At 62.5% G+C, this 25,712-nt stretch carries 23 protein-coding genes; 7 read left to right on the top strand and 16 right to left on the bottom strand.

Annotated features, from left to right (window positions below; genetic code table 11):
* Positions 1-28: 28 nt before the first annotated feature.
* The 10 genes from A0O30_RS14360 to A0O30_RS14305 all read right to left on the bottom strand — a co-directional run bounded on the left by A0O30_RS14360 (position 29) and on the right by A0O30_RS14305 (position 12,869).
* Positions 29-838: a nuclear transport factor 2 family protein gene (locus A0O30_RS14360; protein WP_105946954.1), complete on the bottom strand. Its 810-nt coding sequence runs from the start codon at positions 836-838 to the stop codon at positions 29-31.
* A gap of 375 nt (positions 839-1,213) precedes the next feature.
* A complete protein-coding gene (locus A0O30_RS14350; RefSeq protein WP_105946952.1) occupies positions 1,214-2,182 on the bottom strand; it encodes a peptide ABC transporter ATP-binding protein in 969 nt (322 codons plus the stop codon).
* The gene (locus A0O30_RS14345) at positions 2,182-3,150 is read right to left on the bottom strand and encodes an ABC transporter ATP-binding protein (protein ID WP_105946951.1); all 969 of its coding nucleotides are present in this window, start codon (positions 3,148-3,150) and stop codon (positions 2,182-2,184) included. The genes A0O30_RS14350 and A0O30_RS14345 overlap by 1 nt, the downstream gene beginning before the upstream one ends.
* Positions 3,151-3,160: 10 nt before the next feature.
* On the bottom strand, positions 3,161-4,087 hold the full coding sequence (locus A0O30_RS14340; RefSeq protein ID WP_105946950.1) for an ABC transporter permease subunit: 927 nt from the start codon (positions 4,085-4,087) through the stop codon (positions 3,161-3,163).
* A 10-nt stretch (positions 4,088-4,097) separates the two neighbouring features.
* Positions 4,098-5,108 (bottom strand): ABC transporter permease subunit, encoded by a 1,011-nt coding sequence (locus A0O30_RS14335; RefSeq protein ID WP_012316108.1) that lies wholly within the window; start codon positions 5,106-5,108, stop codon positions 4,098-4,100.
* A 91-nt stretch (positions 5,109-5,199) separates the two neighbouring features.
* Entirely contained in the window at positions 5,200-6,810 is a 1,611-nt protein-coding gene (locus A0O30_RS14330; RefSeq protein WP_105946949.1) for an ABC transporter substrate-binding protein, read from the bottom strand.
* Positions 6,811-6,888: 78 nt separating this feature from the next.
* Positions 6,889-8,268: an OprD family porin gene (locus A0O30_RS14325; protein WP_105946948.1), complete on the bottom strand. Its 1,380-nt coding sequence runs from the start codon at positions 8,266-8,268 to the stop codon at positions 6,889-6,891.
* A gap of 131 nt (positions 8,269-8,399) precedes the next feature.
* A complete protein-coding gene (locus A0O30_RS14320) occupies positions 8,400-9,992 on the bottom strand; it encodes an ABC transporter substrate-binding protein (protein WP_105946947.1) in 1,593 nt (530 codons plus the stop codon).
* Between the two features lie 143 nt (positions 9,993-10,135).
* A complete protein-coding gene (locus A0O30_RS14315; RefSeq protein ID WP_105946946.1) occupies positions 10,136-11,761 on the bottom strand; it encodes an ABC transporter substrate-binding protein in 1,626 nt (541 codons plus the stop codon).
* Positions 11,762-12,152: 391 nt separating this feature from the next.
* Entirely contained in the window at positions 12,153-12,869 is a 717-nt protein-coding gene (locus tag A0O30_RS14305; RefSeq protein WP_105946945.1) for an SIMPL domain-containing protein, read from the bottom strand.
* A gap of 202 nt (positions 12,870-13,071) precedes the next feature.
* On the opposite strand from A0O30_RS14305, the gene A0O30_RS14300 reads away from it, so the two are divergent.
* The 4 genes from A0O30_RS14300 (at position 13,072) to A0O30_RS14285 (ending at position 17,462) form a co-directional block, all read left to right on the top strand.
* Positions 13,072-14,328, top strand: coding sequence for an ATP-binding protein (locus A0O30_RS14300; protein WP_105946944.1), 1,257 nt, complete (start codon positions 13,072-13,074; stop codon positions 14,326-14,328).
* On the top strand, positions 14,328-14,888 hold the full coding sequence (locus tag A0O30_RS14295) for a response regulator transcription factor (protein ID WP_003255244.1): 561 nt from the start codon (positions 14,328-14,330) through the stop codon (positions 14,886-14,888). Before A0O30_RS14300 ends, A0O30_RS14295 begins: the two co-directional genes overlap by 1 nt.
* Before the next feature lie 217 nt (positions 14,889-15,105).
* Positions 15,106-16,047, top strand: coding sequence for an AEC family transporter (locus A0O30_RS14290; protein WP_025753795.1), 942 nt, complete (start codon positions 15,106-15,108; stop codon positions 16,045-16,047).
* Positions 16,048-16,103: 56 nt separating this feature from the next.
* Positions 16,104-17,462, top strand: a complete 1,359-nt coding sequence (locus A0O30_RS14285) for an amino acid permease (protein ID WP_019098687.1) — start codon at positions 16,104-16,106, stop codon at positions 17,460-17,462.
* Between the two features lie 53 nt (positions 17,463-17,515).
* Here A0O30_RS14285 and A0O30_RS14280 read toward each other — a convergent pair whose 3' ends face one another.
* The 6 genes from A0O30_RS14280 to gatC all read right to left on the bottom strand — a co-directional run bounded on the left by A0O30_RS14280 (position 17,516) and on the right by gatC (position 22,743).
* A complete protein-coding gene (locus A0O30_RS14280; protein WP_016713161.1) occupies positions 17,516-17,887 on the bottom strand; it encodes a carboxymuconolactone decarboxylase family protein in 372 nt (123 codons plus the stop codon).
* Positions 17,888-17,897: 10 nt separating this feature from the next.
* Positions 17,898-18,941, bottom strand: coding sequence for a calcium/sodium antiporter (locus A0O30_RS14275; protein ID WP_105946943.1), 1,044 nt, complete (start codon positions 18,939-18,941; stop codon positions 17,898-17,900).
* Between the two features lie 60 nt (positions 18,942-19,001).
* A complete protein-coding gene (locus A0O30_RS14270) occupies positions 19,002-19,376 on the bottom strand; it encodes a septal ring lytic transglycosylase RlpA family protein (protein ID WP_105946942.1) in 375 nt (124 codons plus the stop codon).
* 155 nt (positions 19,377-19,531) lie between these two features.
* The gene (gene gatB / locus A0O30_RS14265; protein WP_016713158.1) at positions 19,532-20,977 is read right to left on the bottom strand and encodes an Asp-tRNA(Asn)/Glu-tRNA(Gln) amidotransferase subunit GatB; all 1,446 of its coding nucleotides are present in this window, start codon (positions 20,975-20,977) and stop codon (positions 19,532-19,534) included.
* An 11-nt stretch (positions 20,978-20,988) separates the two neighbouring features.
* Entirely contained in the window at positions 20,989-22,440 is a 1,452-nt protein-coding gene (gatA, locus tag A0O30_RS14260; RefSeq protein WP_025753792.1) for an Asp-tRNA(Asn)/Glu-tRNA(Gln) amidotransferase subunit GatA, read from the bottom strand.
* Positions 22,441-22,455: 15 nt separating this feature from the next.
* Positions 22,456-22,743, bottom strand: coding sequence for an Asp-tRNA(Asn)/Glu-tRNA(Gln) amidotransferase subunit GatC (gene gatC / locus A0O30_RS14255; RefSeq protein WP_027595588.1), 288 nt, complete (start codon positions 22,741-22,743; stop codon positions 22,456-22,458).
* A gap of 205 nt (positions 22,744-22,948) precedes the next feature.
* Between gatC and mreB the strand changes: the two genes are divergently transcribed.
* The 3 genes from mreB (at position 22,949) to mreD (ending at position 25,696) form a co-directional block, all read left to right on the top strand.
* Positions 22,949-23,986, top strand: coding sequence for a rod shape-determining protein MreB (gene mreB, locus A0O30_RS14250; protein WP_003255163.1), 1,038 nt, complete (start codon positions 22,949-22,951; stop codon positions 23,984-23,986).
* A gap of 226 nt (positions 23,987-24,212) precedes the next feature.
* Entirely contained in the window at positions 24,213-25,208 is a 996-nt protein-coding gene (mreC, locus tag A0O30_RS14245) for a rod shape-determining protein MreC (RefSeq protein WP_371920915.1), read from the top strand.
* Positions 25,208-25,696, top strand: a complete 489-nt coding sequence (gene mreD / locus A0O30_RS14240; RefSeq protein ID WP_016713154.1) for a rod shape-determining protein MreD — start codon at positions 25,208-25,210, stop codon at positions 25,694-25,696. The genes mreC and mreD overlap by 1 nt, the downstream gene beginning before the upstream one ends.
* Positions 25,697-25,712: the final 16 nt, after the last annotated feature.

Raw genomic sequence — 25,712 nt, 5'->3', positions numbered from 1 at the left:
ATCCTAGTGGGGTGTGCGGGCGGCTGTCTTACGTGCGTGCACGCAGGGAAATTTGCTTCAGGTATGCCTTGGGCGTGAGGCCGGTGTGTTCCCGGAAGCACTTGTAGAACGCTGACAGTGAGTTGAAGCCGGCGCTGAACGCCAACTCGTCAATCGTTGCCTCGACGCTGTCGTCGTCCAGGCTGGCCATCAGGTGTTGCAAGCGCGCCTGGTTGACGTAGCGGTAGAAGCTTTGCCCAAGCACCTGGTTGAGCAGGTAGGAAATCTGGTTGCGGCTGTAACCACTGGCGTCGGCGACCTGCTGCAGGTCCAGCTCCGGGTCCAGGTAGGGGCGCTGGCGCTGGAAGTAGTGTTCCAGGTCCTGGGCCATGGTCGACAGTTGCCGTGGTGACAACCCCAGGCGGCTGGTGGCAGGGCGCGGGCCGGTACTGGCGTGCCCGCTGCTGTTCTGGCGAACCAGCGTGGCGTATTCGTTGACCCGCCAGATCAGGCCATCCTTGACGGTGATCGCTTCGCTGGACTGGAACGCCACCAGCCCATCGCCACCCTGGACCGTGACCTGGTACTGGATGAATGCGGTGCAGCCATCGACGCGGATGCGGTCGCTGTGGACGATCTCTTCGCCGGCTTCATGGGGCAGGCAGGCGCTCACGTAGTCACGCAGTTCGCGGTAGCCGAGCACGCGGTTCTGGAAGAAGTCGTGGTACTGGACGTCGGGGTGGTAAAGCGCGATGACGCCGTCGAGGTCGCGGTGCTTCCAGCACAAGTGGTAGCGCAGCACGGTGTCGGCGGTGAGCGGGGTTTGCTCGGGGCCGTCGGGGAGGGTGGTGGCGGTCATGAAACTGATAGTGCATTGCAGAACACCCAGGTGCAAGGGTGTGGATCTGGCATTTTGCACGGTTTGATCAAGCGGTTCTGAGGCTAAGCCTTTGAATTATTTAAAAGTAATTTTTTGATACAGCTGGCATGGGCGCTGCACTGGTTTTAATTAACAACGAACAAGGAGAAAGGCCATGCGCTCGATACTGCTGTGGATGATTGGGGTGCCGATTCCAGTGATTATCCTGATCTGGTTCTTCATGCATTGAGAACCTGGGGCCGCTTTGCGGCCCATCGCCGGCAAGCCAGCTCCCACAGGTCTGGCACAGGCCTTGAGGGCTGTGGAATACCTGTGGGAGCTGGCTTGCCGGCGATGAAGGCGACACCGATCTAGCTAGAGAAACTGCTCGGCATAGTGGCAAGCCACCTGCCGGGTGCTCACCAGCCGCAAAGCGGGCACTTCCTTGGCACACCGCTCGGTCGCATGCGGGCAACGCTTGTGAAACGCGCACCCGTCAGGCGGGTTCAGCGGGTTGGGTAACTCGCCGGCAATGCGGATCTTCGGCTTCAGCGGGTCCGGGTGAATAGCGGGAGTTGCCGACAGCAACGCCTGGGTATAGGGATGCAACGGCTTCTCGTAGATATCCTCTTTAGGCCCCATCTCTACCGGCCGCCCCAGATACATCACCAGCACCTGATCGGCCACATGCCGCACCACCGCCAGGTTGTGCGAGATGAACACGTAGGCAGTGTTGAATTCCTTCTGCAAGTCCATGAACAGGTTCAGTACCTGCGCCTGGATCGACACGTCCAGTGCCGAAGTCGGCTCGTCCGCTACCAGCACTTTTGGCTGCAGCATCATCGCCCGGGCAAGGGCGATACGCTGGCGCTGGCCACCCGAGAACATGTGCGGGTAGCGTTGGTAGTGCTCGGGGCGCAGGCCCACCTGCTCCATCATCTTCTGCACTTTGTCGCGCCGTTCGGCCTTGCTCAGTGACGTGTTGATCAGCAGGGGCTCGGCCAGCTGGTCGCCAATCTTCTGCCGTGGGTTGAGCGAAGCGTAGGGGCTCTGGAACACCATCTGCACGTCGCGGCGCAGTTGCTTGCGCTCAGCCTTGCTGGCGCCTTTCACCTCGGTGCCGGCGATTTGCAGCGACCCGGAAGACGGCTCTTCGATCAGGGTGAGTGCGCGGGCCAGGGTCGATTTGCCACAGCCGGACTCGCCAACCACGGCCAGGGTCTTGCCGGCTTCCAGCTCGAACGACACACCATTCAGCGCACGGACCAACGCATGGCCTTTGAACAGCCCGCGGGAGACTTCGTAATGCCGGGTCAGCTCCCGGGCGGATAGAACGACGGTCATTACGCCACCTCCTGGTTCAGCGGGTAGAAGCAGCGCACCAGGCTGTGAACCTGGGGATCAAGGGGCGGGCGTTGGTGGCGGCAGTTGTCCTGCACATAGGGGCAACGCGGCGACAACAGGCAGCCGGCAGGACGGTCGTAACGGCCGGGGACGATGCCGGGCAGGGTGGCCAGGCGTTCGGCGCCGATGCTGTGCTCGGGGATGGCCGCCAGCAAGGCTTCGCTGTAAGGGTGGGCGGGAACGTCGAACAGCTCCGGTACCTGGCCTACTTCCACCGCCTGGCCGGCGTACATCACGCACACGCGCCTGGCTGTTTCGGCGACCACGGCGAGGTCGTGGGTGATCAGAATGAGCGCCATGTTGCGCTCCTTCTGCAGGTTGACCAGCAGTTCCATGATCTGCGCCTGGATGGTTACGTCCAGTGCGGTGGTCGGTTCGTCGGCGATCAGCAGTTTGGGCTCGCCGGCAATGGCCATGGCAATCGCCACACGTTGGCTCATACCGCCGGACAGCTGGTGCGGGTAGGCATCCAGGCGGCTTTCCGCAGCCGGGATCTCGACTTTTTTCAGCAGCTCCAGGGCACGCTGGCGCGCGGCCTTGCCCTTCAAACCCAGGTGTTGGCGCAGCACTTCCTCGATCTGGTAGCCCACGGTGTAGCTGGGGTTGAGTGCGGTCATCGGGTCCTGGAAGACCATGGCGATGTCCTTGCCCACCACCTTGCGTCGCTGGCGGCCGCTGAGCTTGAGCATGTTGGTGCCATCGAAGGTGAGGGCGTCGGCGGTGATGCGTCCGGGGGCGTCGATCAGGCCCATCAAGGCCATCATGGTGACCGATTTGCCCGAGCCGGATTCGCCGACGATGGCCAGGATTTCGCCGGCTTCTACCGTCAGGTCCAGGCCGTCGACCACCGGTACCGCCGTGGCGTCGCCGAAGCGCACGTTCAGGTTGTTGATCTGCAACAGTGACATGGCGTTCTCCTCAGGCGGCGTTCTTGAGTTTCGGGTCCAGCGCATCGCGCAGGCCGTCGCCCATCAGGTTGATTGCCAGCACACTGAGCAGAATGGTCAGGCCAGGCAGGCTCACCACCCACCAGGCGCGCTCGATGTAGTCACGGGCCGAAGCCAGCATGGTGCCCCATTCCGGGGTCGGCGGTTGCACGCCCAGGCCGAGGAAACCCAGGGCGGCCGCGTCGAGGATCGCCGAGGAAAAGCTGAGGGTTGCCTGCACGATCAGCGGTGCCATGCAGTTGGGCAGTACGGTGACGAACATCAGCCGTGGTAGCCCGGCACCGGCCAGGCGTGCTGCGGTCACGTAGTCGCGGTTCAGCTCGCCCATCACGGCGGCGCGGGTCAGGCGCACGTAGGAGGGCAGGGAAACGATGGCAATGGCAATGACGGTGTTGATCAGGCCCGGGCCGAGGATGGCAACGATGGCCACCGCCAGCAGCAGCGAGGGCAGGGCCAGCATCACGTCCATCAGGCGCATGATCGACGGGCCGAGCATTTGCGGGAAAAAGCCGGCCAGCAGGCCCAGCAGGATGCCCGGGATCAGCGACATCACCACTGACGACAGGCCGATCAGCAGCGACAGCCGCGCGCCCTGGATCAAGCGCGAAAGCAGGTCGCGGCCCAGCTCGTCGGTGCCGAGGATGAACTGCCAGGTGCCGCCCTCCAGCCACACGGGCGGTGTCAGCAGGAAGTCGCGGTACTGCTCGCTGGGGTCATGCGGGGCGACCCACGGTGCAAACAGCGCACAGAACACCACCAGGCTCATGAAGGCCAGGCCCATCACAGCGCCTTTGTTGCGCGCGAAGGCTTGCCAGAATTCTTTGTACGGCGAGGGGTAGAGCAGGCTCTGGTCCACCGGGCTGGCCGGCGACACGGGTTTGGGAATCGGGCTAGTCATGGCAAGGGCCTCAGCGCTGATGACGGATGCGTGGGTTGGCCAGGCCGTAGAGAATGTCCACGACGAAGTTGACCAGGATCACCAGGCAGGCGATCAACAGGATGCCGTTCTGGACCACGGGGTAGTCACGGGCGCCGATGGCTTCGATCAGCCATTTGCCGATGCCCGGCCAGGAAAAGATGGTTTCGGTCAGCACCGCACCGGCCAGCAATGTGCCGACCTGCAGGCCGAACACGGTCAGCACCGGGATCAAGGCATTGCGCAGGCCATGCACGAACACCACGCGCGCTGGCGACAGGCCTTTGGCGCGGGCGGTGCGGATGTAGTCTTCGCGCAATACTTCGAGCATCGACGAGCGGGTCATGCGGGCGATGACCGCCAGCGGGATGGTGCCGAGCACGATGGCCGGCAATATCAGGTGCATCACCGCGTCCTTGAACGCGCCTTCTTCGTCGCTGAGCAGGGTGTCGATGAGCATGAAGCCGGTTTTTGGCTCGATGTCGTAGAGCAGGTCGATGCGCCCGGACACCGGGGTCCAGCCCAGGCTCACCGAGAAGAACATGATCAGGATCAGGCCCCACCAGAAGATCGGCATCGAGTAGCCGGCCAGGGAAATACCCATCACCCCATGGTCGAACAGCGAACCGCGCTTGAGCGCGGCGATCACCCCGGCCAGCAGGCCGACGATGCCGGCGAACAGCAGGGCGGCGAAGGCCAGTTCCAGGGTGGCCGGGAACAAGGTGAGAAACTCGCTCCACACGCTTTCGCGGGTACGCAGCGATTCACCCAGGTCGCCTTGGGCGAGCTTGCCTACGTAGTCCAGGTACTGGACCGGCAGTGGCTTGTTCAGGCCCAGGCGTTCCATGGCCTGGGCATGCATTTCAGGGTCGACCCTGCGCTCGCCCATCATCACTTCCACCGGGTCGCCGGGGATCAGGCGTATGAGCGCGAAGGTCAGCAAGGTGATGCCGAAAAAGGTCGGTATCAACAGGCCCAGGCGCCGGGCAATAAAGCTCAACATTGTCGGGGTTACCTCTTCAGACCGTGCGGCCAGCAGCACGCCACGGCAGTGCCGCCGGTTCCCGTGTGGGTTGCCGGCGGTCGTTGTTGTTCTACTTCACCTTGGTGGTGGCGAAGTTATTTTTGGTCAGAGGGCTGATCACGTAGCCCTCCACGTTGTCACGCATGGCCACGAACACCTTGGGGTGGGCCATGCTGATCCAGGGTTGGTCGTCATCGTACACCTTCAATGCCTCGCTATAGAGCCTTGCACGTTCCTCGTCATTGATCACTTCGCGGGCGCGGGTGATCAACTCCTGGAATTTCGGGTTGCACCAGCGGGCGTAGTTTTCGCCGTTCTTCGCTGCTTCGCAGCTCAGCAGCGGGGTGAGGAAGTTATCGGGGTCGCCGTTGTCGCCGGCCCAGCCGACGGACACCAGATCGGCTTCGCCATTTTTCGCACGGCGTAGCATTTCGGCCCACTCCATCACCCGAATGTTCAGCTTCAGGCCGATCTGCTTCAGGTCGGCTTGCAGCATCTCGGCGGACAAGCGCGGATTAGGGTTGGTCATGCCGCCACCGTTGCGGGTGAACAATGTGATGACGGTACCCTCCGGTACGCCAGCTTCCTTGAGCAGGGTGCGCGCCTTGTCGAGGTCTCGTGGCGGGTTCTTGTTGCTGGTGTTGTAACCGATGATGGTTGGTGGGTAAGGGTTCACGCCGACCAGCGCATTGCCTTTGCCAAAAAGCTGGTCAACGTGGGCCTGGCGGTCGAAGGCCATATTGATGGCTTTACGCACGCGCACATCGCTGAGGTATTTGTGCTCGGTATTCATGGCGATGTAGCCGGTGACCAGCGCTTCGGTCTCGGCCAGTTTGAGCTTGGGGTCGGCCTTGATCGAAGGTACATCTTCCGGCTTGGGGTATAGCGCGACCTGGCATTCATTGGCGCGCAACTTCTGCAAGCGAACGTTGCTGTCGGTGGCGATGGCGAAAATCAGGGCATCGGCCGGCGGCTTGCCGCGGAAGTAGTCCGGGTTGGGCTTGAAGCGGACCTGGGCGTCCTTGTTGTAGCGCTGGAAGATGAACGGGCCGGTGCCGATCGGCTTGCTGTTCAGCTCGGCGGTTTTACCGGCCTTGAGCAACTGGTCGCCGTATTCGGCGGAATAGATCGACGTGAAGCCCATGGCCATGTCGCGCAGGAACGGTGCTTCGGCCCGGGTTAGGGTGATCACCACGGTGTGGTCGTCGGTCTTGTCCACCGACTTGAGCAGGCGCTTGAAGGCCATGCTTTCGAAATACGGGTAACCGACACTGGTTTTGTCATGCCAAGGGTGCGCAGGGTCGAGCTGACGGCGCAGGCTCCATAGCACATCGTCGGCGTTGAACGTGCGCGTGGGGGTGAAGTAGTCGGTGCTGTGGAATTTGACGCCCTGACGCAAAGGGAAGGTGTAGGTCAGGCCGTCTGGGGAAATGTCCCAGCGTTCGGCCAGGGCCGGCTCGATGTCGGTGGTACCTGGCTTGAAGTCGACCAGGCGGTTGAACAGCGTCTCGGCGGTGGCATCGAACGTGACGCCGGTGGTGTACTGCACAACGTCGAACCCTTCCGGGCTGGCCTCGGTACACACCACCAGCGGTTTGGCCGCCAGCTGCGTGGCGCTGCTCAGCACCAGCGCGGCCAGGGCAAGGCGTAACGGTATCGATTTGATGAAAGCGCTCTGCATGGGTCACGGACTCCCGGCTTGCATTGATTCCAGCGTAGCTGCCACGGCCCGCAGCGAAACGGGCCGTGGCGCCAGCGGTCAGAGAATGTTGAACGGAATGGTGGTCACCACCCGGAACTCGTCGAGGCTGCCGTCACCTTGTGCCTTGCTGGCGCGGTGCGCGGTATAGGTGGCGCGGATGCTGGTGTCTTTCAGCGGCCCGCTTTGCACCGCATAGCTGGTGCCGATGCCCCACTCGTAGTGGTTTTCGCCGTCCAGGCCATTCACGTCGTAGGCCGTGCCACGGTAATGGGTGCCGTCGATACCCCAGCCACGGGCGTTGTACAGGTTGAACTTCAGGCCCGGCACGCCGTAGGGCGCCATGTTCAGTACGTAGGAGATCTTCAGCGATTTTTCGTTGGGGCCGTTGAAGTCCGACAGCAGCGAGTTGGCCAGGTAGATGCCGTTGGTCTCGTGCAGGTAGTCGAAGTACTCGTTGCCGTTGACCTGCTGCCAGGAGGCACCGAGGGTGTGGGCCTGGTGGGTCAGGTCGAGCGACAGGCTGTAGACGTCGTTGTCGATCTTGCCCATTTTCTGGCTGCCGGCGTCTACGGTCTTGTAGTAGTTCAGGCCGGTGCTCAGGCTGAGTACCGCGCTGTCGCCCAGCATGTGATTGGCGCCGAAGTAGTACTGGTTCCAGAAGTCGTCGACCTTGGTGGCGTACAGGCTGGTGCTCAGGCTCTTGAACGGCTGGTAGTTGATGCCGGCGGTACTGGCGCGGTCGGTTTCCACGCCGGTGGCGCTGTATTCGCTGCGGAATTTGCTGAGGCTTTGCTCGGTACGTGGCGAAACGCGGTCGAAGGTGCCCGCGTCGAAGCTGAGGTTGTCGAACTCGGCGCTGTGCAGGAACGCACCCTGGAAACTCGACGGCAGGGCGCGGTTGCCGATGTAGGCGATCATCGGCGTGTCCACCGACTGACGGCCGAGGGTAAGGGTGGTGTTGGACACGCGCGCCTTGATATTGCCCAGGCCCAGTTTGCTCCACTGGCCGATGGGGTCGCCATCGCTGTGGGTGAGCGTGCGGTTGTTGGGGCCAGCGACGGCCTGGCGGCTCTGTTGCAGGGCGATGGCGTTGTAGCCGGCGGCCTCGACGGCAATGCCCGCGGTGCCTTGGGTGAAGCCGGAGCTGTAGTTGAGGATGTTGCCCTGCAGCCAGTTTTCGCGGCTGTGGGTGGCGTGGCGGGTGCCATCGCTTTTGTAGTAGCGCCACAGCGGGGCGCGGGCGGCACGCTCGCGGGCGTACCAGTTGCGGGTGGTACCGGACAGGCTCTGGCCGTCAATGAAGCCGCTGGCTTGTGCCTGCTCGCTGCTGGCTTTGAGGGTGAGGGGAATGTATTCCTGGCTTTGCGGGTCGGCCTGGGCCACGGTGGATAAGGCACTGATGGATAAAGCCAGTGCGGTCAAGGTGAATACTCTCAAGGTTGAAGCTCCCATTCTTTTCTAGTTATTGCCGGCCTTGTGGGCCGGATGGTTGTTGCGGTGTTGCCAGGGTTGCCGCGGGATCGCCGGGCTAAATCGGGGGTGTTGTGTTGGCCGGGACTGGCTAACGCTTAATCAACACTCACACCGGAAAAATCATTGCGCCCAAACGGGCTGACCTTGAACTGGGAAACCTTGACGCTGAGCGGTTGGTTAACCGTGGAATGCGCAACCGGGGTAATCGGCACCTGTTGCTTCAGCCGCTGCTGGGCCTGCTGGTACAGGGCGGTGCGCTGGGTGCGGTCGGTAACCTGCTTGGCTTGCTTGACCAGGCTGTCGTATTGCGGGTCGCACCACAGCGAGTAGTTGTTGCTGCCGATGGCATCGCAGCTGTAGAGGGTGCCCAGCCAGTTGTCCGGGTCACCGTTGTCACCGGTCCAGCCGATCAGGGCGATGTCGTGCTCGCCGCTTTTCATGCGCTTGAGGTATTCACCCCACTCGTAGCTGACGATGCGCACCTTGAAACCGAGCTTGTTCCAGTCGGCCTGGAGCATTTCAGCCATCAGCTTGGCGTTGGGGTTGTACGGGCGCTGTACGGGCATGGCCCACAAAGTGACTTCGGTGCCAGGCTTGACCCCGGCCTGCTGGAGCAGCTGTTTGGCCTTTTCCGGGTCGTAGGGTGCGTCCTTGAGGCTTTCGTCATAGGACCACTGGGTGGGCGGCATGGCGTTGACCGCCCGTTGGCCGGAGTCCTGATACACCGCCTGGATGATGGCTGCTTTGTTCACCGCCATGTCCATCGCCTGGCGTACTTCCAGGCGGTCGAATGGCGGGTGCTGGGTGTTGTAGGCGATGTAGCCGAGGTTGAAGCCCGGCTGCTGCAAAACCTGCAGCTTGCTGTCGACCTTGAGTGCCGGCAGGTCGGCCGGGCGTGGGTGCAGGGTGACCTGGCATTCGTTGCGGCGCAGCTTCTGGATACGCACAGAGGGGTCGATGTTGATCGAGAACACCAGGTTGTCGATCTTCACTTCATTCGGTGCCCAGTAATCCTTGTTGCCCTTGTAGCGGATCTGCGAATCCTTCTGGTAACGCTGGAACACGAACGGCCCGGTGCCGATGGGCTGCTGGTTGATGTCGCTGGGGCGACCGCTGGCCATCAGCTGGTCGGCGTATTCGGCAGAGAGGATGGAGGCGAAACTCATGGCCAGGTTCTGGATGAACGCGGCATCGACCGTGTTCAGGGTGAATGCCACGGTCATCGGGTCGATTTTCTCGACGTGGGCGATGTTCTTGTCCAGGCCCATGCTGATGAAATAGGGAAATTCGGCGGGGTAGGCCTTGCGGAACGGATGGCCCTTGTCGAGCATGCGATTGAACGTGAACAGCACGTCGTCGGCGTTGAAGTCACGGCTCGGGGTAAAGGCCTTGTTGCTGTGGAACTTCACCCCTTCGCGCAGGTGGAAGGTGTAGTGCAGGCCATCGTCCGATACCTCCCAGCGCGTTGCCAGGGCAGGGTGTACGGCGGTGCCGCCGCGCTCGAACTCCACCAGGCGGTTGTAGATCGGTTCGGCGGCGTCGTTGTCGGTGGCGCTGGTGTACTGGGCCGTGTCGAAACCGGCAGGGCTGCCTTCGGAGCAGAACACCAGGCTGTTGGCCAGCGAGGCAGGGGATTGGCTGATCAGGCCCAGTGCCAACAGGGCTGACAGGCAGGTAGCGTGGCGCATGGCGAATCCTTTTTTCGTCTGTTTGCACCGCCTCGGGTATGAATGGCGGCAACAGTTCACCCAACCCGCGGCGGGTAGCCGCAGGACGACATGAAGAGGTGATGGGGGAAGGCACCCGCTATTGCGCGGGTGCCGCAGTTACCCTATTTGTCCACGCTGACGCCGTAGAAGGAGTTCAGCGCAAACGGGCTGATCTTGAAGTCCTTCACCTTCGCGCTCATGGGCTGGTACACGGTGGAGTGGGCGATCGGGGTGATCGGCACCTGCTCCTTGAGGATGTGCTGTGCCTTCTGGTACAGCTCGGTGCGCTTGGCCTGGTCGGAGGTGGCCTTGGCCTGCTTGATCAGGTCGTCGTAGGGCTTGTAGCACCATTTGGAGAAGTTGTTGCCATCGACCGCATCGCAGCCGTAGAGCGTGCCCAGCCAGTTGTCCGGGTCGCCGTTGTCGCCGCTCCAGCCAATCAGCATGGCGCCCTGTTCGCCGCCTTTGGAGCGTTTGATGTACTCGCCCCATTCGTAGCTGACGATTTTTGCCTTGATGCCGATCTTGGCCCAGTCGGACTGGAGCATTTCGGCCATCAGCTTGGCATTGGGGTTGTACGGGCGTTGCACGGGCATGGCCCAAAGGGTGATTTCGGTGCCTTCCTTGATGCCGGCTTCCTTGAGCAACTGCTTGGCTTTCTCGGGGTCGTATGGCGCATCCTTGATGCTGTCGTCATACGACCACTGGGTCGGTGGCATGGCGTTGACGGCCAACTGGCCGGCGCCCTGATAGACCGACTCGATGATCTTCTTCTTGTCCACCGCCATGTCCAGCGCCTGGCGCACTTTCAGCTGGGCCATCGGGTTGGCCTCATTACTGCCCTTGATCTTGTCCATCACGTTGTAGGCGATGTAGCCGAGGTTGAAGCCGGCCTGCTGTGGCATTTGCAGGTTCTTGTCGGCCTTTAGCGGCTCGATATCGGCCGGGCGGGGGAACAGGGTGACCTGGCACTCGTTCTTCTTCAGCTTCTGCATGCGCACCGAGGCATCGGTGGTGATGGCGAAGATCAGGTTGTCGATCTTCACGTCATCGGGTTGCCAGTAGTCCTTGTTGCCCTTGAAGCGGATCTGCGCGTCTTTCTGATACTTGCTGAACACGAACGGGCCGGTACCGATCGGCTTCTGGTTGATGTCGGCCGCCTTGCCGTTATTCAGCAACTGGTCGGCGTATTCGGCGGACTGGATCGAGGCGAAGCTCATGGCCAGATTCTGGATGAACGCGGCGTCGACTTCGTTGAGGGTGAATTTCACCGTGTGCTCGTCGAGTTTCTCCACCTTGGCGATGTTCTTGTCCATGCCCATGTCGGTGAAGTACGGGAACTCGGTGGGGTAGGCCTTGCGGAACGGGTGGTCCTTGTCGAGCATGCGGTTGAAGGTGAACAGCACGTCGTCGGCGTTGAAGGGGCGGGAGGGTTTGAAGTAGTCGGTGGTGTGGAACTTGACGCCTTCACGCAGGTGGAAGGTGTAGGTCTTGCCATCGTCGGACACTTCCCACTTGGTCGCCAGGCCCGGGATGACTGCTGTACCGCCACGTTCGAACTGGGTCAGGCGGTTGAACATGGTCTCGGCCGAGGCGTCGAAGTCGGTCCCGGTGGTGTACTGCCCCGGGTCGAAACCGGCCGGGCTGCCTTCGGAGCAGAACACCAGGTTGGACGCGGCAAGCGCCGACGGTGCGCCGGTGAGCAAGCCTGCGCCCAGCAGGAACGGAATGACTGCGTGTTTGAGCATGGTGGCCTCATTGTTGTCATTTTTCGGATGAGGTGGCCTCGTGAGCCGACCTGCGGATACTTATGCAGGGGATGTTCCCAATGCAACAGGTAGAAGGATAGTTGGCGCCAGAAAAGTGGTACGACCGTACATGGATGTCGCATCGTTGTAACTTTCGACGAAGTTAAACGTTTGCGCAGGCAAAATGATGGCATTTTGCAGGATGTTTCGAGGCGGGATTAAATGTAGGAAGCACCGTTGTAGTGCGTAGGAAAGGTCTGAAAGCGCTTATTTTGGTTGATGCGGTCCCTGTGGGAGCGGGCAAGCCCGCGAACATGGGCGAAGCCCGTGCCATGCACCGCGGTGTCTTTTTCGCGGGCACGCCCGCTCCCACAGGTGTTGCGTGGATCTGTTAAGGCATCTGCACTTCGATCAAGCCATCGGCATTCATGCTCACTTCACTGGTACCCGCCTCGATATCCGGCGCTGGCGCCGCCTCGTCAGCCCCCATGGCCTTCATGGCCATCGGTGCGCTACGCAGGTACGGGCGCGGGTAGCCGCTGCTGTTGAGGTTCAGGCTGACCACTTTGTAGCCCTTGCCGCCCAGCGCCTCGGTGGCCAGTTGCGCACGCGCCTTGAAGGCATCGACTGCGTCCTTGAGCAGTGCATCCTCGCTGGCCTTGCGTGTGGCCGGGGCAATGGAGAAGTCCATGCCGCCCATTTTCAGTTCTTGCAGCAGGTCGGCGGTAAGCTGGGACAGGGCCGGGAAGTTGGCGCTTTCCAGGCGCAGCTCGGCGCGCTCGCGCCAGCCGGTGATCTTCTGGCCCTTGCTGTCATAGACCGGGTAGCTGTTGCGGCTACCCTGGCTGATCTTCACGTCCTTGACCTGGCGCGACTGCTGCACGGCCTTGTTCATGGTTTCGGTGATCTGCTTGGCGAGCTTGCCCGGGTCGGTGTTCTGCGCTTCGCTGTAGAGGGTCACGACCATCAGGTCACGCGCCACTTCCTTGCTGACTTCGGCACGCAGCGATACCTGGTTGTAACGCGGTTCATCGGCAGCCAGCACCGGCAGGCTGGCGAGCAGGCCGCAAGACAGGACAAGGGCGGTGCCGCGACGAGGGATTTGCATGTGGTACTCCTTGGCAATAAAAGGCGTGGGGTCTGGTCATCCATTCCACGCATGGCCCATCTGACCGGCAACAGTGTAGTGGGTTCAAAAGTGCCATCATGAACCTGTGACAAAGTGTGGCGCTTTGCCGCATCGCTGCAGCGAGGCGCCCGGCTTCGGTATACTCCAGCCGATTTTTCTGGAGCACTCATCAGGAGAGCTCATGCTCGCCGCCGTACAACCGCTGTCTGCTACCCGCCAGAACCTCTGGCGCCTGACCGTCATTCGGGTCCTGGTCCTGGCTGCCCAGGCAGGCTCCGTGGGCGTTGCCTACTGGACCGAACTGCTGCCTTTACCTTGGCTGTCGCTGGCTGGCACCTTGGCCTTGTCCTCGCTGCTGTGCGCCTTCACGGCGCTGCGCCTGCGCCTGTCGCTGCCGGTCACCGAAATGGAATATGCCCTGCAGCTGGCTTGCGACCTGCTGATCCACAGTGCCTTGCTGTATTACTCCGGTGGCTCGACCAACCCGTTCGTGTCGTATTACCTGGTACCGCTGGCGATTGCTGCGGTGACCTTGCCGTGGCTGTATTCGCTGATTCTTTCGGGCATTGCCCTGACGGCCTACAGCCTGCTGCTGGTGCAGTTCTACCCGCTCGAAGGCCTGCCGATGGCGCGGGACAAGATGCAGGTGTACGGCATGTGGCTCAGTATTGCCCTGGCCGCAGCGGTGATCACCTTCTTTGCTGCGCGCATGGCCGAAGAGCTGCGCCGCCAGGAGCAGCTGCGTTCCGAGCGGCGTGAAGAAAGCCTGCGTGACGAGCAGTTGCTGGCCGTAGCCACCCAGGCCGCCGGTGCCGCACATGAGCTGGGCACACCGCTGGCGACCATGAGCGTGCTGATAAACGAAATGCGCCAGGACCACACTGACCCACTGTTGCAGGAAGACCTGCAGATCCTTCAAGACCAGGTAAAGCTGTGCAAAGAGACGTTGCAGCAGCTGGTGCGCGCCGCCGAAGCCAATCGCCGCCTGGCGATCGTGGAGCAGGACGTGACCGCCTGGCTGGACGAGGCGCTGAACCGCTGGCACCTGATGCGCCCGGAAGCCAGTTACCGCTTCCAGCGCCTGCGCGACGGCAAAGTGCCGCGCCTGACACCGCCACCGGACCTGACCCAGGCGTTGCTGAATCTGTTGAACAATGCCGCCGATGCCTGCCCTGATGACCTGGAAGTGCGCCTGGACTGGGACGCCCACGACATCGTCATCAGCATCCGCGACCACGGCCCGGGCGTGCCGCCGGCCATTGCCGAAGCCATCGGCAAACCCTTCATTACCACCAAAGGCAAAGGCTTCGGCCTTGGCCTGTTCTTGAGCAAGGCCAGCGTGACCCGTGCGGGCGGTTCGGTGAAACTCTATAGTCATGAACAGGGTGGCACCCTGACCGAACTGCGCCTGCCCTATGGCAAGCGAGGAGATGAATGATGAGCGAAGAAAACCAGGTCGAAAGCGAAGAGCTGCCGCACCTGCTGCTGGTGGATGACGATGCCACCTTCACCCGGGTCATGGCCCGGGCCATGAGCCGCCGCGGTTTCCGCGTGAGCACTGCCAGTTCTGCCGAGGAGGGCTTGATCCTGGCCCAGCAGGACCTGCCGGACTACGCCACGCTGGACCTGAAGATGGACGGCGACTCGGGCCTGGTGCTGCTGCCCAAGCTGCTGGAGCTGGACCCGGAAATGCGCGTGGTGATCCTGACCGGGTATTCGAGCATTGCCACGGCGGTGGAGGCGGTGAAGCGGGGCGCGTGCAACTACCTGTGCAAGCCGGCCGATGCCGATGATGTGCTGGCGGCGCTGCTGTCGGAGCACACTGACCTGGATACCCTGGTGCCGGAAAACCCGATGTCGGTCGACCGCCTGCAGTGGGAGCACATCCAGCGCGTGTTGAATGAGCACGAGGGCAACATCTCGGCCACTGCACGGGCGCTGGGCATGCACCGGCGGACCTTGCAGCGCAAACTGCAGAAGCGGCCGGTTCGGCGCTGATTCATTCCGCCTGTACCGGCCTCATCGCCGGCAAGCCAGCTCCCACAGAGACCCCGCAGGTTTCGGTATCTGTGCAATACCTGTGGGAGCTGGCTTGCCGGCGATAGGGCCGGTACTGTCTGAAACGTCTCTTTATCGTATCCTGATCCCCGCAACTAGCGGCCGTTGGCGTATCATTAGCCCCCTAACGGCAACCCCCCTCCAGGATCGCTTGCGCATGCTCGCCCTTCTTATCCAGACGCTGAACATCACGGCACCGGTCTTCGCCATGCTGTTCATGGGCGTACTGCTCAAACGCATCCATCTGATCGATGACAATTTCAACCGGGTCGCCTCGCAGTTGGTGTTCAACGTCTGCATGCCGGCGCTGCTGTTCCTCGGCATCTACCACGCCGACCTGGCCTCTGCGGTAAAACCGGGTGTCATCCTCTACTTCATCGTCGCCACCCTGGTCGGCTTCGCCATCGCCTGGGGCCTGGCCATCTGGCGCAGCCCGCTGGCAGAGCGGGGCATCTATACCCAGGGCGCGTTTCGCGGCAACAACGGCGTGATTGGCCTGGCCTTGGCTGCCAGCCTGTACGGCGACTATGGTATTTCCTTGGGGGCGGTGCTCGCCGGCCTGGTCATCCTCATGTACAACTCGCTGTCGGCAGTGGTACTGGCGGTGTACAGCCCGGACCTCAAGTCCGACCCGTGGAGCATCTGCAAGAGCATTTTCAGCAACCCGTTGATCATCAGCGTATTGGTAGCCACGCCCATGGCTTACGGCCAGGTGCCGCTGCCCAACTGGCTGCTGACCTCGGGCGATTACCTGGCGCAGATGACCCTGCCGCTGGCGCTCATCTGCATTGGCGGCACACTGTCGCTGGCGGCGTTGCGCGACAGTGGCAGGCTGGCCATCGATGCCAGCCTGGTGAAGATGGTCTGGCTGCCACTGCTCGGTACCCTCGGTGCATGGTTGTGCGGTTTCCGGGGGGCGGAGCTGGGTATCCTGTTCCTGTACATCGGCAGCCCGACCGCAGCCGCCAGCTATGTGATGGCGCGAGCGGCCAATGGTAACCATGAGCTGGCAGCGTCGATCATCGTGATTACCACGCTAATGGCGGCGATCACCACCAATATCGGCATTTTCATCTTGCAGTGGGGCGGATGGATCTAGATCCTTGACTGCAAACAACACAAAAAACACAGCCTCACTGAGCTAAAGGACACTTCATGCAAGACCAGAGCACGCCCGAGCGGTTACAGCGCGGGCTGAAGAATCGCCATATCCAGCTGATCGCGCTGGGCGGGGCCATCGGCACCGGTTTGTTCCTGGGCATCGCCCAGACCATCCAGCTGGCAGGCCCTTCCGTCCTGCTGGGCTATGCCATCGCCGGCCTGATGGCTTTCCTGATCATGCGCCAGTTGGGCGAAATGGTGGTGGAAGAGCCGGTTGCCGGCAGCTTCAGCCACTTCGCCCATCAGTACTGGAGCGAGTTCGCCGGCTTCGTGTCGGGCTGGAACTACTGGGTGGTGTACGTGCTGGTCGGCATGGCCGAACTGACTGCGGTGGGCATCTACGTGCAGTACTGGTGGCCAGAGTTCCCAACCTGGGCCACGGCAGCGATCTTCTTCGTGGTGATCAACCTCATCAACCTGACCCAGGTAAAGGTCTACGGCGAGATGGAGTTCTGGTTCGCCCTGGTCAAGGTGGTGGCTATCGTCAGCATGATCGGCTTTGGCGCCTGGCTGCTCAGCAGCGGCCATGGCGGCCCGGATGCCAGCGTGGCCAACCTGTGGCAGTACGGCGGCTTCTTCCCTAACGGTGTCACTGGCCTGGTGATGGCGTTGGCGGTGATCATGTTCTCGTTCGGTGGCCTGGAGCTGGTGGGCATCACCGCTGCCGAGGCTGACAACCCTCGCCAGAGCATTCCCAAGGCCACCAACCAGGTGGTTTACCGCATCCTGATCTTCTACATCGGGGCCCTGGCGGTACTGCTGTCGCTGTACCCGTGGCAGAAGGTGGTGCAGGGCGGCAGCCCGTTCGTGATGATCTTCCACGAGCTGGACAGCGACCTGGTGGCGACCATCCTCAACATCGTGGTGCTGACGGCCGCGCTGTCGGTGTACAACAGCTGTGTCTATGCCAACAGCCGCATGCTGTTCGGCCTGGCCAGCCAGGGTGACGCGCCGCGTCAATTGCTGAAAGTGAGCCGCAGCGGCGTGCCGCTGACTGCATTGGGTGTTTCGGCCTTTGCGACCGGCCTGTGCGTGGTGATCAACTACCTGATGCCGGGTGAGGCCTTTGGCTTGCTGATGGCCCTGGCAGTGTCGGCATTGGTCATCAACTGGGCGAGCATCAGTATTACCCACCTGAAATTCCGCAAGGCCAAGCTGGCCGCCGGCATTACCCCGTTCTACAAGAGCTGGGGGCACCCGTTGACCAACTACCTGTGCCTGGCGTTCATCGTGCTGATTCTGGTGGTGATGTACCTGACTCCACCGATCCGCATTTCGGTGATGCTGATCCCGGGGTGGATCCTGGTGCTGTGGGTGGCCTTCAAGATGAAGAAGGCTCGCCAGGCCAGGTAAGACAGTGCCGGCCTCTTGGCGGGTTTGCCCGCGAAGAGGCCGGTACAGGCAAACTACTGATAGCTGTCGATCACTTCCTGTGCCGCCCTGAAGGCATCAATCGCCGCCGGCACTCCTGCATACACTGCGCAATGCAGCAACGCCTCGCGAATCTCTTCCACCGTACAGCCGTTGTTCAAGGCCCCGCGCACATGCCCCTTGAGCTCTTGCGGGCACTTGAGTGCCGTCAGCGTGGCCAGGGTAATCAGGCTGCGGGTCTTCAGTGGTAGACCCTCGCGGGCCCATACGCTGCCCCAGGCATGTTCATTGACAAAGTCCTGTAGCGGCTGGGTAAAGTCGGTGGCATTGCCCAGTGCGCGGTCGACGAATGCATCGCCCATTACCTGGCGGCGAATCTGTTCGCCGGTCTTGTTGCTATCAGCCATGTTGTTTTCCTTAGTGTTGGCGACGCCAGGCGCGCACGGTGGTGAACAGCAGCACCATGGCGAGCACCGGCAGTACATAGAACAGCATCAAATGTTCAAGTCGACCAGCCAGCGGCATCCCCATGGTAAAGGCTGCTACGTGCAGGCCGTAGGCCAGGTACAGGCAAAGGAATACCAGGCCTTCGGCACGGGTGACGCGATAGCCGGAATAAAACACCGGCAGGCTCAGTGCCGCAACGCCGAGCATCACTGGCAGGTCGAAAGACAGCGCATTGGGTGAGATCGACAGCGGCTCGGGCGTGACGAGTGCGGTCAGGCCCAATACAGCCAGCAGGTTGAACAGGTTGCTGCCGATCACCGTACCCACTGCGATTTCCCGTTCGCCGCGCAGGGCGGCAATCAGCGCGGCGGCCAGCTCAGGCAGGGAGGTGCAGATGGCGACAACGGTAAGGCCAATGATGCGCTCGGACAGGCCCAGGTCGGTGGCAACCTCCACAGCGGCCTCCAGCAGCAGGTGGCCCGCCAGGCTCAGCAAGCCAAGGCCGGCCAGCACCTGCAGCAGCGTGCCGGACCAGAAGCGCCCGGCACCGGTTTTTGCGCTGTCCGGGGCAGGGTAGGTGCGGGCATAGTGGCGCGACTGGTGCCAGAGCATCGCCAGGTAACCGCCCAGACCCAGCAGCAACAGCCCCCCTTCAACCCGGCCCAGGTGGCCGTTGGCAGACAGCGCATAGACCAGGCCGCTGGCGATGATCATCAGCGGAATGTCCAGGCGCACCAGTTGGCGAGACACGCGCAGGGGAATGATCAGCGCGGCCAGGCCAAGAATGACCAGCACGTTGAAGATATTGCTGCCGATTACGCTGCCCACCGCCACGTCCGGCGCGCCCTGGTAGGCAGCCTGCAGGCTTACGGTAAGTTGTGGCGCGGTACTGCCGAAGGCCACCAGGCTCAGGCCGATGATCAGCGGGCGTACGTGAAGGCGCTGGGCAAGGCGCAGCGCGGCGCGCACCAGCAACTCGGCGCCGCCAACCAGCAACACCAGGGCGATGCCCAGTTGCAGGAGGCTGAAGGTGGGAAGGGTGGCCAGGTCGAAAATGGTCGGACTCCTGTCGCGTCAGTCGCTAAGCCCTTGTACTCGCACGCGCGCTGTTCCGCTACGGAGCATGCCGATTTTTTCTGCGGCGGCGCGTGACAGGTCGATCAGCCGGCCGCGGGTATGTGGGCCACGGTCGTTGATGCGTACCACCACACTGCGCTGGTTGGCCATGTTGGTCACCAGCACGCGGGTGCCGAAAGGCAGGCTGCGGTGGGCGGCGGTAAGGCCATGCTGGTTGAAGGGTTCGCCGCTGGCGGTACGTTTGCCGTGGTGGCGTGAACCGTAATAGGAGGCGGTTCCGGTTTTGTCATAACCGCGTGGGTCGATGTCGTGGCTGGCGCAGCCGGCCAGCAGGGAAAAGAGGGCAAGGGTGCCGAGGGATCGTTTTAGCAAGTCAGGTGCTCCGGTGCTGCAATTGGGGCCGCTGTGCGGCCCATCGCCGGCAAGCCAGCTCCCACAGGAATAGTGCAGGCCTTTGGAGCGGCGCTGTACCTGTGGGAGCTGGCTTGCCGGCGATCGAGGGCAAGGCCCTCGCCGCTTTTTTCAGCTCACCCTTCGAGCTTGGCCTTGAGCAATTGGTTCACCTGCCCTGGGTTGGCCTTGCCTTTGGAGGCTTTCATTGCCTGACCGACAAAGAAGCCGAACATCTTGCCACGCTTGGCTTCATCGGCCGCGCGGTACTGTTCGACCTGCTCGGCATTGGCTGCCAGCATCTCGTCGAGCATCTTGTCGATCGCACCGGTGTCGGTGACCTGCTTCAGGCCTTTGCTCTCGATGATGCTGTCGGCATCGCCTTCACCGGCAGCCATAGCCTCGAACACGGTCTTGGCGATCTTGCCGCTGATGGTGTTGTCGCGGATGCGCAACAGCATGCCACCCAGCTGTGCGGCGCTGACGGGCGCCTGGTCGATTTCGACCCCCAGCTTGTTCAGCAGGCTGCCCAGTTCGACCATGACCCAGTTGGCGGCCAGCTTGGCATCGCCACCGATCTTGACCACTTCTTCGAAGTAGTCAGCCTGTTCGCGGCTGGACGCCAGCACGTTGGCGTCGTAGGCCGACAGGCCGTACTGGCTCTGGAAGCGCTCGACCTTCTGCGGTGGCAGTTCCGGCAGGCCGGCGCGGACGGTTTCGAGGAAGCTGTCCTCGATGACCACCGGCAGCAGGTCCGGGTCGGGGAAGTAACGGTAGTCGTTGGCTTCCTCCTTGCTGCGCATGGAGCGGGTTTCGTCCTTGTTCGGGTCGTACAGGCGGGTTTCCTGCACCACCTTGCCGCCGTCTTCGATCAGGTCGATCTGGCGCTGGATTTCGCTGTTGATCGCGCGCTCGATGAAGCGGAACGAGTTGACGTTCTTGATCTCGCAGCGGGTGCCGAATTCGGCCTGGCCTTTCGGGCGGATCGACACGTTGCAGTCGCAACGCAGCGAGCCTTCGGCCATGTTGCCGTCGCAGATGCCCAGGTAGCGCACCAGTGCATGGATAGCCTTGACGTAGGCCACGGCTTCCTTGGCGCTGCGCATGTCAGGCTCGGAGACGATTTCCAGCAGCGGGGTGCCGGCGCGGTTCAGGTCAATGCCGGTGGAGCCGCTGAAGTCTTCGTGCAGGCTCTTGCCGGCGTCTTCTTCAAGGTGCGCGCGGGTGACCCCGATACGCTTGATGGTGCCGTCTTCCAGGGCGATGTCCAGGTGGCCCTTGCCGACGATCGGCAGGTCCATCTGGCTGATCTGGTAACCCTTGGGCAGGTCCGGGTAAAAGTAGTTCTTGCGCGCGAACACGTTGCGCTTGCCGATTTCGGCATCGATGGCCAGGCCGAACATGCACGCCATGCGCACGGCTTCCTGGTTCAGCACCGGCAGTACGCCGGGCATCCCCAGGTCAACCAGGCTGGCCTGGGTGTTCGGCTCGGAGCCAAAGGTGGTGGCGCTGCCGGAGAAGATCTTCGACTGGGTGGCGAGCTGAGTGTGGATTTCCAGCCCGATCACAACTTCCCATTGCATGTGTGAATTCCTCAGAAGCCGTTGGGGGCGCGGGTGTGCCAGTCGGTCACTTGCTGGTAGCGGTGCGCGACGTTGAGCAGGCGGCCTTCCTGGAAGTACGGCGCCAGCAGTTGCACGCCGACCGGCAGGCCGTCGACGAAGCCGGCCGGCATCGACAGGCCCGGCAGGCCCGCCAGGTTGGCGGTGATGGTGTAGACGTCTTCCAGGTAGGCGGCGACCGGGTCGCTGCTCTTGGCGCCAAGCTTCCAGGCCGGGTTTGGCGTGGTCGGGCCGAGGATCAGGTCGACGTCGTTGAAGGCGGCCATGAAGTCGTTCTTGATCAGGCGGCGGATTTGCTGCGCCTTCACGTAGTAGGCGTCGTAGTAGCCGGCCGACAGGGCGTAGGTACCGACCATGATACGGCGCTGTACTTCAACGCCGAAGCCTTCGCCACGGGAACGCTTGTACAGGTCGGTGAGGTCCTTCGGTGCTTCGCAGCGGTAGCCGAAGCGCACGCCGTCGAAGCGCGACAGGTTGGAGGAGGCTTCAGCCGGAGCGATCACGTAGTAGGCCGGGATGGCGTGCTGCATGTTCGGCAGGCTGATTTCCTTGACCACGGCGCCGAGCTTTTCCAGCTCCTTGACGCTGGCCTGGACCAGGTCGGCAATGCGCGGGTCGAGGCCGGCGCCGAAGTATTCCTTCGGCAGGCCGATGCGCAGGCCCTGCAGCGAGGCGTTGAGGTTGGCGCTGTAGTCCGGCACCGGTTCTTCGATGCTGGTGGAGTCCTTGGCGTCGAAACCGGCCATGCCTTGCAGCAGCAGGGCGCAGTCCTCGGCAGTGCGGGCCAGCGGGCCACCCTGGTCGAGGCTGGAGGCGTAGGCGATCATGCCCCAGCGCGAAACGCGACCGTACGTCGGCTTGAGACCGGTGAGGTTGGTCAGTGCTGCCGGCTGGCGGATCGAGCCGCCGGTGTCGGTGCCGGTGGTGGCCGGCAGCAGGCGTGCAGCCACGGCAGCGGCCGAACCGCCCGACGAACCGCCCGGAACGTGTTCAAGGTTCCACGGGTTCTTCACCGCGCCGTAGTGGCTGGATTCGTTGGCCGAACCCATGGCGAACTCGTCCATGTTGGTCTTGCCCAGGGTGACCATACCGGCTTCGGCCAGCTTGGCGACCACGGTGGCGTCATACGGCGCCTTGAAGTTGTCGAGCATCTTCGAGCCGCAGCTGGTGCGTACGCCGTTGGTGCAGAACAGGTCCTTGTGGGCGATGGGGGCACCCAGCAGCGCGCCGGTTTCGCCAGCGGCGCGACGGGCGTCGGCGGCACGCGCCTGGCCCAGGGCCAGGTCTTCGGTGACGCTGATGAAGCTGTTGATCTGCGGGTCGAGCTGCTTGATGCGCGCCAGCAGGGCGCCGGTCAGCTCTTCGGAAGAAAACGACTTGTCGGCGAGTCCGCGGGCGATCTCGGCCAGGGTCAATTGATGCATGGCAGGCTCTATCCCTTACTCGATGACTTTGGGAACCAGGTACAGACCGCTTTCGGTCGATGGCGCGATTGCCTGGTAGGCTTCACGCTGGTTGCTTTCGGTGACCTGGTCGGGGCGCAGGCGCTGGCTGGCCTCCAGGGGGTGGGCCAGGGGTTCGATGCCGGTGGTATCGACCGCTTGCATCTGGTCGACCAGCCCGAGAATGCTGTTCAGGGCGTCAGTAATGCGTGGCAGTTCGCCATCATTCAGGCCCAGGCGGGCCAGATGGGCGATCTTTTCCACGTCGCAGCGTTCAAGCGCCATGGGGATCTCCAGGGGAAACAAAGAACGGAATTTGGGTCCGCAGTGAGGAACATGTCAGCTTTCTGACGGTCTAACGGCCGCGAATTTCTGCTGGCGTGCTCGGAAAAACAGCCAATTTAACATATTGGCTCCTTGCCCAAAATCCCTGCCATTGTTAGAGTTTGCCGCACTTTTTTACCCACGCTTTCCCCAGGGTCACTTTCCCATGTTCAAGAAACTGCGTGGCATGTTTTCCAGCGATCTTTCCATCGACCTGGGTACTGCCAACACCCTTATTTACGTGCGTGAGCGCGGTATCGTCCTGAATGAGCCCTCGGTTGTTGCCATCCGTACCCATGGCAACCAGAAAAGCGTTGTCGCCGTCGGTACCGAAGCCAAACGCATGCTGGGCCGTACGCCTGGCAACATTGCTGCCATTCGTCCGATGAAGGACGGCGTCATCGCCGACTTCAGCGTGTGCGAAAAAATGTTGCAATATTTTATCAACAAGGTTCACGAGAACAGCTTCCTGCAGCCAAGCCCGCGTGTGCTGATCTGCGTGCCGTGCAAGTCGACCCAGGTAGAGCGCCGCGCCATTCGCGAGTCGGCCCTGGGTGCCGGTGCCCGTGAAGTGTTCCTGATCGAAGAGCCAATGGCTGCCGCCATCGGTGCCGGCCTGCCGGTTGAAGAAGCCCGCGGTTCGATGGTCGTCGATATCGGTGGTGGTACCACTGAAATCGCCCTCATCTCGCTGAACGGCGTGGTTTATGCCGAATCCGTCCGCGTTGGCGGCGACCGCTTCGACGAAGCCATCGTCACCTACGTGCGCCGCAATTACGGCAGCCTGATCGGTGAGTCCACCGCCGAGCGCATCAAACAGGAAATCGGTACCGCCTACCCGGGCGGCGAAGTGCGCGAAGTCGACGTGCGTGGCCGTAACCTGGCCGAGGGCGTACCGCGTGCCTTCACCCTGAACTCCAACGAAGTGCTCGAAGCGCTGCAGGAATCGCTGGCGACCATCGTTCAGGCGGTCAAGAGCGCTCTGGAGCAGTCGCCGCCCGAGCTGGCTTCGGACATCGCCGAGCGTGGCCTGGTGCTGACCGGTGGTGGCGCGCTGCTGCGTGACCTCGACAAGCTGCTGGCCCAGGAAACCGGCCTGCCGGTGATCGTCGCCGAAGACCCGCTGACCTGTGTCGCCCGTGGCGGCGGTCGCGCTCTGGAGATGATGGACAAGCACGCGATGGACCTGCTCTCCAGCGAGTGATCCCACTTGCTGTTCGCGAGCGCCCGGTTTACAGGTAGTACGCACAGTGCTACCTGTATGTGCTGGGCTGGCGCCCGTTCAGGGCGCCGTATCCGTCAACCCGCAACCAGGCTGGTGCGTTGTCCCATGTCCAATGACCTCCTGAGTCGTCCACGAGGAACGGCCCATTAAACCGCTTTTCTCCAAGGGCCCTTCGCTGGGCGTTCGCCTGCTCGTTCTGGTGGTGATGTCGGTCGCGTTGATGGTTGTCGACGCGCGCTTTGACGTGCTCAAACCTGTGCGCAGCCAGATGGGCGTGGTACTGATGGAGTCGTACTGGATCACCGACCTGCCGCAGCGTGCGTGGCAAGGTGTGGCCGGCCAGTTCGGCAGCCGCAACGAACTGATCGCCGAAAACGAAAAGCTCAAGACCGAGGCCCTGCTGCTGCAGGGGCGCCTGCAGAAGCTGGCGGCCCTGACCGAGCAGAACGTGCGCCTGCGCGAGTTGCTGAACTCTTCGGCGCTGGTCAACGAAAAGGTCGAAGTGGCCGAGCTGATCGGTGTCGACCCCAATCCGTTCACCCACCGCATCCTGATCAACAAGGGCGAGCGTGACGGCGTGTTCCTTGGCCAGCCGGTGCTCGATGCCCGGGGTCTGATGGGCCAGGTGGTCGAACTGATGCCCTACACCTCGCGGGTACTGCTGCTGACCGACACTACCCACAGCATTCCGGTGCAGGTCAACCGCAACGGCCTGCGCGCCATTGCCAGCGGCACGGGCAACCCGGAGCGCCTGGAACTGCGTCATGTGGCCGATACCGCCGACATCAAGGAAGGCGACCTGCTGGTCAGCTCCGGCATGGGTCAGCGTTTCCCTGCAGGTTATCCGGTGGCCACGGTCAACGAAGTGATTCACGATTCCGGCCAGCCGTTCGCCATCGTGCGCGCCATCCCCACTGCCGCGCTCAATCGCAGCCGCTACATGCTGCTGGTGTTCAGTGACCGGCGTACCCCGGAACAACGTGCTACCGATGCAGCCATCGCCCAGGAAGAAGCTGACCGCAAGGGCGCCTCGGCGCCTGGCCAGCCGGTAAGCCCGGGCGAGCAGGGCGTGCCAGCCAGCACTGCGCCAGTTGTACCGGCCGCACCCGCCGCACCGGCCGCTCAGCCAGCCGCTCCGGCTGCTGCCCCTGTCACGCCGGCTGCAGCGCCTGCCGCACCTGCTCACACCCGGAGGCAATGATGCCTGCATCGCGCCGCAACAACGGCTGGGTCATCTGGCTGACTTTTGCTATCGGCCTGCTGCTCAGCGTCTCGCCCATGCCGCAGTTCATGGAAGTGTTCCGCCCCATGTGGCTGGCCTTGCTGGTGTCGTTCTGGACCCTGGCCGTGCCGAACAAGGTCGGCATGACCACGGCGTTCGTGCTGGGCCTGGCCGAGGACGTGCTCTATGGAACCCTGCTGGGGCAGAACGCGCTGATCCTTACCCTCATCACATTCCTGGTGCTGTCGCTGCAACAGCGCCTGCGCATGTTCCCCATGTGGCAGCAGAGCCTGGTCATCCTGGTGATCTTCGGTATCGCCCAGTTGATCCAGTTGTGGCTCAGCGCACTGACCGGCAATCGCCTGCCTACCCTGGCGCTGGTCTGGTCGGCGGTCATCAGTGCCTTGCTCTGGCCGTGGATCAGCTTCGCCCTGCGCGACCTGCGCCGACGCTTGCATATCAACTGACGGCGACGTCGACACT

The sequence above is a fragment of the Pseudomonas sp. LLC-1 genome (assembly GCF_002992185.1).
Classification (GTDB): Bacteria; Pseudomonadota; Gammaproteobacteria; order Pseudomonadales; family Pseudomonadaceae; genus Aquipseudomonas; species Aquipseudomonas monteilii.
Note: the sequence above shows the minus strand (reverse complement) of the source record. Positions and strands in the feature narration are given on the sequence as shown.